The 8,678-nt window shown below is 40.7% G+C and carries 9 protein-coding genes; 4 read left to right on the forward strand and 5 right to left on the reverse strand.

Translation table 11 applies throughout. From position 1 onward, the window contains the following. The 4 genes from ACKTT2_RS01270 to ACKTT2_RS01285 form a co-directional block, all read right to left on the reverse strand. On the reverse strand, positions 1-615 hold a 615-nt coding region (locus ACKTT2_RS01270), incomplete at its 3' end, for an AMP-binding protein (RefSeq protein ID WP_407883161.1). 112 nt (positions 616-727) lie between these two features. Next, positions 728-1,156, reverse strand: a complete 429-nt coding sequence (locus ACKTT2_RS01275) for an NUDIX hydrolase (protein ID WP_407883176.1) — start codon at positions 1,154-1,156, stop codon at positions 728-730. Positions 1,157-1,164: 8 nt separating this feature from the next. Further along, on the reverse strand, positions 1,165-1,617 hold the full coding sequence (locus tag ACKTT2_RS01280; protein WP_407883163.1) for a DUF3531 family protein: 453 nt from the start codon (positions 1,615-1,617) through the stop codon (positions 1,165-1,167). A 450-nt stretch (positions 1,618-2,067) separates the two neighbouring features. Further along, on the reverse strand, positions 2,068-3,006 hold the full coding sequence (locus ACKTT2_RS01285) for a Sll0314/Alr1548 family TPR repeat-containing protein (RefSeq protein ID WP_407883166.1): 939 nt from the start codon (positions 3,004-3,006) through the stop codon (positions 2,068-2,070). Between the two features lie 380 nt (positions 3,007-3,386). On the opposite strand from ACKTT2_RS01285, the gene ACKTT2_RS01290 reads away from it, so the two are divergent. After that, the gene (locus tag ACKTT2_RS01290; RefSeq protein WP_407883168.1) at positions 3,387-4,055 is read left to right on the forward strand and encodes an ABC transporter ATP-binding protein; all 669 of its coding nucleotides are present in this window, start codon (positions 3,387-3,389) and stop codon (positions 4,053-4,055) included. A 125-nt stretch (positions 4,056-4,180) separates the two neighbouring features. On the opposite strand, the gene ACKTT2_RS01295 is transcribed toward ACKTT2_RS01290, so the two are convergent. Then, a complete protein-coding gene (locus ACKTT2_RS01295; protein ID WP_407883170.1) occupies positions 4,181-4,447 on the reverse strand; it encodes a hypothetical protein in 267 nt (88 codons plus the stop codon). Between the two features lie 424 nt (positions 4,448-4,871). Between ACKTT2_RS01295 and ACKTT2_RS01300 the strand changes: the two genes are divergently transcribed. The 3 genes from ACKTT2_RS01300 to devC all read left to right on the forward strand — a co-directional run. Beyond that, positions 4,872-5,612, forward strand: coding sequence for a phycocyanobilin:ferredoxin oxidoreductase (locus ACKTT2_RS01300; protein ID WP_407883172.1), 741 nt, complete (start codon positions 4,872-4,874; stop codon positions 5,610-5,612). 675 nt (positions 5,613-6,287) lie between these two features. Then, entirely contained in the window at positions 6,288-7,712 is a 1,425-nt protein-coding gene (locus ACKTT2_RS01305; RefSeq protein WP_407883178.1) for an HlyD family efflux transporter periplasmic adaptor subunit, read from the forward strand. A 74-nt stretch (positions 7,713-7,786) separates the two neighbouring features. Beyond that, positions 7,787-8,678, forward strand: an 892-nt coding sequence (devC, locus tag ACKTT2_RS01310; RefSeq protein WP_407883174.1) for an ABC transporter permease DevC, incomplete at its 3' end; no start/stop codon positions are given.

Below are 8,678 nucleotides of genomic sequence, written 5' to 3' on the forward strand. Positions count from 1 at the left end.
GTTTGAAAGTTGGTACACGTTGGCTGCTATATTATAGTGTGTCAGCGTAACACCTTTAGGCAAACCAGTTGTGCCACTAGAATAGGGCAAAGCAACCGCGTCTTCTTTTGGATTAATTTGTACTTTTGGTACTGAGTCAACATCTTCTAAAAGAACAGAAAATGGAATTGCACCCGCAGCGTTACCAAACACAAAGACTGATTCAACTTTTGACTGACTAGCAGCCTCTAATCCGCGTTCTAGCAGTTCCGGTACTGTCAGCAAATATTTAGCACCAGTATCATTTAATTGATATGCAAGTTCGCTAGCTGTATAAGATGGATTTGCCGTGCTGCTAACTCCACCCAAACTCGCGATCGCCTGAAAAGCGATTGGATATTCCAGACAGTTAGGACTATAAATAGCAACTACATCTCCCTTAGAAAAACCCCGCGCAGCAAAACCAGCAGCCACCCTGTTAATTGAGTCTGCTAGTTCTCTATAAGTTACCGTTTGACCAGTTAGCCCGTCAATCATCGCTGGTTTGTCAGCGAATTCTATCGCTCGTTGCAAGACAATTTTCGTTAGGGGCTGTTCGGGGATGGCGATATTCGGTTCTGTACTGCGAAAAATCATGAGGTTTCCTGAGATAGAGAAAAGTTAGCTTTCAGATTTGTGTATACACTGTAGTCTTTTTCAAGGGAGTTATAGTAAATTTGATACAACGGTAGACTTGACAAACATCCTTTTACAAATAATCTATAAATTGCTCTGGTACTAACTTTAATTCTCCAGACTTAAAGCAGTTAATCTCTACCCATAAGGCAATCTTTTTTCGCTCGCCTTCATTAAACTCTAGCTGGTCAAGCTGATAGAACTTGGGATCGACAAAGTCACATTTGTAAAGTTGAATAATTTCGTGACCGTGCTGACCGTTATATGTAAAAATGTTTTCCAAACACCCCAAGTATTGAAGATTTGTTAATTCCGCTTGAATTTCTTCTTGAAATTCCCGTTGGAGAGCTACCAAACTTGTTTCGCCAAAGTCAACACCACCGCCCATAGCACGGTAAAAGGTTTGTTGCTTCTTTTGGTCAAAGCCTTGAGACATGAAGATGCGTTCTCCGTCTTGAATCAGCGCCAAAGCTAAGATACGAATTTCCCCTGGTTTGTGTATCGCCATCACTAATTATCGTAAATAAACGAGTTCAGATTGTCACTACTTTCAACTGGCCAGTCTTCATTTTCTCCGCCAATGTACAATTGTTCAATAGTGACATATTCGGCACTGAGTTGCTGAAAAGCATTGATGAGAATATCAAGAGCGATCGCATCAGCAGTTCCCAAATCGAACCAGCAACGCGCCCATGTTCCCTCATATTCCACCTCACCCATGTTATGCATCAGCGCCAACATACTTTTGTCATAACCTTCTGAGTCATAATCCATATAACTGAGATTTACCCCAGTTTCTTGTACTTGAAGATTTTCGGCATTAAATCCCCCCAGTTTGCCCAAGTAAAACCAGGAGTCAAAAACTTCTTCTATATACTGTCTTTCTTGCCTAGATGGAATTGTACTGAATTTTAGCCAAATCCATACATTAAAAGGGTCTATTTCGCGAAACTGTATTTCCATTGCTGTTTTATTTTCAAAATATTTACACTTAATTGTAGAAGATTCTTAGTAAGGGACTTCCAAATAAAAAAATAACCACCTTTCTCTTGTGGTACGGGCGTCTTCGCCCGTCACTAATAAAGAACGGGTGAGGACGCCCGTACCACAAGATGGATAATTTATTTCTTGGACATCTCTAAACCAAATACATGAATAGAGGCGGAGCCTCGCGGTAAGGCATTCCCAGGCGGAGCCTGGGAACGAGGTAGAGCGAATACGGACTGTTGAGTCAGAAAAAATACGTTGGTGATTAAAATCGCGTCTATACAAACGAAGTCCGCCTCAGCGGACTTCTATATTCGATCCGCGAAGGCGGACTTTGTTTGTCTAGCCCCAGAATTCTATTCTGAAGGCAATAACGGGATGTTCCCGAATCTGATAGACCCGAGCAATATGACTGACTTATCTTATCTACATACTAGCTGAAGCCACTTCTCTTGCAGCCTTAGCTCGTTCGCGTTCAATTTGTTTGAGCACGCTTGCAGGTAGAAACCCTTTTTTGCTTAAAGCTTTGTCAAAGTTATCAACAGCCTCTTGAATGAGTTTTGTATTTTTATCTTTCTTACCCTGTTCTCTAAGAATTTGAGCTTTCAGATAATACAGTTCTGGATTTTCTGAGGTCACTTTTAGAGCGCGGTTAACATAATCTAAAGCTTGCGAGTACTGTTTCATATCTCGATAAGCAAGAGCAATTCCGCGATCGACTAAATACTGAGGGGCAGCATTTTTCTCAAATTTTTCAATCGCTTGTTCTGGATTGGAAAAAGGCAAATTAACAGCTAGCATTAAATCCATGTAGCCTTTAACTAAATTCAATTCAGGGTCTGTCGCGGAAACAGCTTCAGCTTGGTCTAAACACTTATAAACTTCTCGCAATCTGCTGAGGGCTTTAGGCGCACCACTGAGTGTTCCTTCACGCTGCAAAATCACAGACCCTTCTAAAAAATGCCCGACAGCACTATACAAATTGCCACGTAGACGGTCGGTAGAAACAAGTTTTTGTGCTATTTCTAAGGTTTTTTTGCTATATGTCTCTAGTGTATTCCAATCTTGACTCGTATATGCTAAGGATGCTTTCATAGCATAAGCTAAAGGTTCATCAACCTCTTTAGTAAGTGCTTCTTGTACTTGATTCTCGGCTGCTTGATAATTTCCCTGCTCGAAAATTGTTTTGAAAGCCGCTTCCGTTTTGTCACCAATCTTGCGAGGTTCTTTAACTCGAAACGGATCTGCTGCCAAAGAGGAATTGACATAGAAATTCAGTATGAGGATGGTTGCAAAAGCGACTTTCGCTAGGCGAGAAAGTCTAGCCGTTACAATTTTTGGCAGCACGGGCATTTGTTCTGTCATGGATAGACTCCAGTAAAATTACTATTTTAAAATCTTTATATGTTACTTATAATACTACCAATGATTCGATTGAAACCGTGTCTGTTTTTGTCAAAAGTTTTTACAATGGTAGACTTTGACATTTTTTTTCAAGTTCCCATACTTGTTGTAACTATTTCTTCAATGAAAATTTGACACAATGGACATAATTGCCGAAAATAGCCATCGACGCAACTCTCATAGGGAGAGTCTTGTAACTTCGATAGGTAAGCAAAATAGCTTTTACTGCTAGAAGTCACAGTTAGCGAGGCAGATAATGCGCTATAAATTTTCCAGGGAACTAGTGTTCGTTGCCGTGTAATTAATTAAGTAAGTTGCTGACTCTTTATTTCTCTTAACAAATGCTCTATCTCAGAAATATAATTTATCATCCAACCGCCTGCCCAACTGCAATCCTTAAATCAATTAATCTAGAATTAGCACCCCAACAACTTGGTCTTATCATTGGACCGAGCGGTTCTGGCAAAACTACGTTACTTGAAATTCTATCTGGACTAGCCGAACCAACCTCTGGATCTATCTTTTGGCGCGAACAAGAACTGCTTGCAGACCAGATGCAACAATTGGCTGGTTTGGTGTTTCAGTTTCCCGAACGACATTTTTGTGGCGGTACTATTTTAGAGGAATTGCGCTTGGGACATCCAGAGTTGGGAACAGAGCGAGTTAAGCAAGCACTCAGCGAAGTAGGATTGGAGCATTTATCCCTGAGTACACCGCCTCATGCATTAAGTGGAGGTCAGCAACGGCGTTTGGCTTTAGCTGTGCAGTTGATCCGTCAGCCCCATTTACTTCTGCTTGATGAACCAACAGCAGGATTGGATTGGTCAATGCGGCGACAATTGGTGAGTTTGCTGGCAAAGTTGAAGAAGGATTGGACGCTACTGATTGTCACACATGATGCAGGCGATCTGTTAGCGAGCGCAGATCGTTGTTGGACTCTCAAGCATGGTGAACTGGAAACAGCAGATCCTATGACACTAGGATCGAAGGAGAGGTTAGTTGTTAGTTAGTTGTTAGTTGTTAGTTGTTAGTTGGTGGAACGGGCATCTTGCCCGTTTTAGTTGTACAGTACGGGCGGGGACGCCCGTACCACAAGATGGAGCACAAAATGGAGAATTTATTTCTTGGAAATCCCTTAACAAAATTGCTCGATCTTGAGCACTGCTTCCCCATGGTCTGGAATCCATGCTGACCACTCATCTTCTGAAATCTGACATAACAACAAAGCTTCATCACAACTGTAGGGACTGGGCAATTCCTTCAACTTTACCCAGTTATTAGACTCAAGAGAGTATGAAGGATAAAGGATCGAGGATGAAGGGATGAGTTCTAGATTGTTAGCACTGGGTACGCTTTCTGGGGAAGCAGTAAGCAAGTTTTTACTTAAGAGTTCGTGTTTCATACTTCATCCTTGGCTCTTGCTAGAGCTTTATCTCATGGGCTAATTAAAAATTATTTCTGTAACTAAGACTACAAAATAAATAAGAATTTTGAAAAGGAAATGTTTTATAACTTTACGCTTTTCGAGAGAGAGTGTTAAGTTATGTTGCAAGTCAGGCGTAGGGAGTAGTTTTTTCCCAATCCCTAATCTCCAGTCCCCTATTTGTTGAGTTCTGTTGCGAGTCAGTTCTGTTAAGTCTGAATGGGCGCTAGGCTGAAAAATGGGTAGGTCAGCACATAATAAAGCGAAAAGCTGTGAAGACCGTCCTTTGCTTTGTTACTAGTCATGAGTTACGTACTATAAACAAATGACGAATGACAAAGGACAAATGACAAATGACAGTTAACATCGTTAATCCCTGGTAGGGATGGGTATAAAATTCAACATGACAACAACTCCTCTCCTATCACTGCGCGAGCAACAGCATCCTTTAATTCGTCAATTAGCAGATTGTATAGAACAGACTTGGCACAAATACCTTGATTTGTCGCCCTATCATTTGCCTGCTGAATTTGGTTATGTGGAGGGTCGGCTCGAAGGAGAAAAACTGACCATAGAAAATCGCTGCTATCAAACACCCCAATTCCGGAAAATGCATTTGGAACTGGCAAAGGTGGGAAATATGCTAGATATTTTGCACTGTGTTATGTTTCCCCACCCAGAATACAACATACCAATGTTTGGGTGCGATTTAGTTGGCGGAAGAGGTCAAATTAGTGCTGCGATCGCGGATCTTTCTCCAGTAGACGTAGAATATAAATTACCTCAATCCTATACTTCTGCACTTGAGGTATTGCCTAAATTAAACTTTGCTCAACCGCGTGAATTACCGGAATGGGGACATATATTTTCAGAATTTTGTCTCTTTGTTCGTCCCAATTCATCTGAAGAAGAAAGTCTGTTTCTCTCTCGCGTACAAGAGTTTTTGGACATTCATTGTACGCAAGCTGTTATCTCTAAACCAGTTTCACCAGAACACAGGCAAAACATTCTTGCCGGACAAAGAAATTACTGCACTCAACAGCAACAAAATGACAAAACCCGTCGCGTACTGGAAAAAGCTTTTGGTGCAGATTGGGCAGAATGTTATATGACTACAGTTTTATTTGATATGCCTGAACAGTGACCCTCCGGGTTCGCCAGTTCCCTACGGCGGGAGACCCGCCTGCAGGACTGGACTCACCAGTGACCCTCCGGGTTCGCCAGTTCCCTACGGCGGGAGACCCGCCTGCAGGACTGGACTCACCAGTGACCATTAACTCTCTTCTGTAGATTTGGTTACGTTTTTTAGTAACTTAAAAATGTAGAATTCAATTAACAAGAGAAGATGAAGCCATACAACTCATAACTGTATGGCATTCTCTTTATCAATAAATACTTTGTCCAAAGTCCAAAAATCAAGATTTGCCAATATCAATATAGTAGTCCTATTTGATTTATGAAATACAAGTAGGTAGGGAAGACAGCCCACCACTAAGACTTTTGCGCGGCATAGCCCTACTTACTAGGAATTTTCACAAATGATTGAGGACTGCTATATAAAGGCAAAGAATTTATCATATTGGACTGTATTTAGTGCATCTTAAAACCGTAATGATTTCAGTACCATATCTTATAGGTTTTAATGGGTAAGTTTGCCCAGATCCCTGACTTCTTAAAGAAGTCGGGGATCTTGAAGACGTAACAAAACCCAATCAATACACTCCTAAATTTGTTGGGTTCCGCCACGATTAATCCAACCTGCGCCTAAGCGTGCTTTTTATCCAAAGAGGGGAAAATGCAATCCAACGAACAACCACCTATATCAAGGTTAAGTGAGAAATCAAATTTAAGGGAGCAGCTCTTTTTTGAAGATGAAAAATCAAAAGTTTGGTGGTTAATTGCTGTCTCCTTACCAGTCGTGGTTTCTTTTGGTGCTCTTACTATAGCTAAAGTCGAGCAAATCAAACAAGCAAACACGCCTGTACCTAGTGCGCCAGTTCCTACCAGTATTAATGCTGTGGGTCGTTTGGAACCGCAAGGGGAAGTCATTAAATTGTCTGCACCTGCGGGTCTTCAGAGTTCATCGCGGATCGAGCAAGTTTATGTGAAAGAGGGAGAAAGGGTTCAAAGAGGTCAAGTTATTGCCATTATGGATAACTTCAGCGGTTCTCAAGCTGCAGTGGAAGAAGCTAGAGCTAAACTGCAAGAAGCTCGTGCTAATTTAGCAAATGTTAAAGCTGGTTCGCCAAGAGATCTTCAAGCGCAAAGGGCAGTTATTGGTCGTTTGCAAGCTCAGTTAGCTGGGGAAAGGGCTGCTCAGCAAGCAACAATTGCTCGTATAACAGCACAGTTAAATGGGGAGAAAATTGCCCTACAAGCAACTATTAATCGTATTCAAGCTGAAATAGAAGGGCAAAAAGATGCTCTGATAGCATCGGTTGCGCGTGTAAGAGCCGAACAACGCAACGCTCAAGTTGATGCCCAACGATATGAAATGTTATATAAAGAAGGTGCAATTTCCCAACAAGAAAGGGACAGACGGCGATTAAGTTTATCAACCAGTAATTCTTCACTTGCTGAAGTCAAGGCTAATCAGAAGCAAGTTATCGCAACTTTAAGACAACAACTTGCTGAAGCTAGAGCTAACCAGCTAAAAACAGTCGCAACTTTGCAACAGCAACTGATTGAAGCTAGAGTTACGCGGGACAAAACAGTCGCAACTTTGCAAAGACAAATTGATGAAGAAAGAGCTAAATATAATAGAATTCAAGAAGGTCGTCCTATTGATGTACAAATCGCACAAGCACAAGTCGGTAATGCGATCGCATCTTTAAGAAAAGCAGAAGCACAATTAAGTTTGAGTTACATTAAAGCACCAATTGCTGGGGAAATTTTAAAAATCCATACCAAAGCAGGAGAAAGCATGAGCCAATACGGCATTGCTGAGATGGGACGAACCGATCGAATGGTGGTTGTTGCGGAAGTTCCGGAAGACAGTATTGGTAAAGTGCGTCTCGGTCAACAAGTTATGGTCACTAGTGATAATGGAGCTTTTGATGGAGAATTACAAGGAACAGTTGCCGAAATTGGCAGGAAAATTGGCAAAAAAGATGTCTTAAATACAGATCCAGCAGCTGATATTGATGCCAGAGTTGTAGAAGTAAAAATTACACTCTCCCCACAAGATACTAAACGAGTTGCTAATCTCACCAACGCTAAAGTGGTTGTAGAAATAAATATATAGCACCTTTGTCATTTGTCAATTGTCCTTCGTCATTTGTCCTTTGTGAAAAATTAATAACCAATCGCCAATCCCCAATGAACAAATTCTTTAACAAAATCCCTTTAGCTTGGTTGCAGCTAAAGCGGGAAAAAACACGTCTTGCTGTGGCATTTGCAGGAATTGCTTTTGCTGACATTCTTATGTTTATGCAGCTTGGTTTTCGTGATTCTTTGTATTACAGTAATGTTCGTCTCCACATGAGTTTGCAAGGAGATATCGTTTTAATTAATAATCAATCCAATGCTGTATTGTCATTAAAAACTTTTTCTCAAAGACGACTCTATAAAGCTTTAGATTTCCCAGCTGTTGAATCTGTTCATCCTCTTTACCTAGATTACGCTCCTTGGAAAAATCCTGTAACGGGTCGATTCCGCAATCTTTTGATTGTTGGTATTAATCCTGAGTATAGTGTACTAAATTTACCTGGTATTCAGGAAAATTTAGATAAAATTAAATTATCTGATGTTGTTCTATACGATCGCTCTTCCCGACAAGAATATGGTCCAATTGTTGCTGAGTTTGAAAAAAATCAAACTGTGATAGCAGAAGTAAGAAATCGGAAGATTAGGGTTGGAGGATTATTTACATTAGGTGCATCTTTTGGAGCAGATGGTAATTTAGTCACAAGCGATCTAAATTTTCTACGGCTCTTTCCTCATCGTAGTTTGGGATTGATTGATATAGGTTTGATAAAATTAAAGCCGGGAGCAGATGCAATTGCTGTTGCTCAAAATTTGAAGAATTATTTGCCTAAAGATATTAAGGTTTTTACCAAACAAGAATTTGTTGATTATGAGAGAAATTATTGGGCAAGCAGTACAGCTATTGGTTTCATCTTTTCTTTAGGAACAGTCATGGGTTTCATTGTGGGAACTGTGATTGTTTATCGAATTCTTTATACTGAAGTGGCAGACCATTTATCTGAAT

It is taken from the genome of Scytonema hankhaensis NUACC26 (assembly GCF_045865695.1).
Taxonomy (GTDB): Bacteria; Cyanobacteriota; Cyanobacteriia; order Cyanobacteriales; family Nostocaceae; genus Scytonema.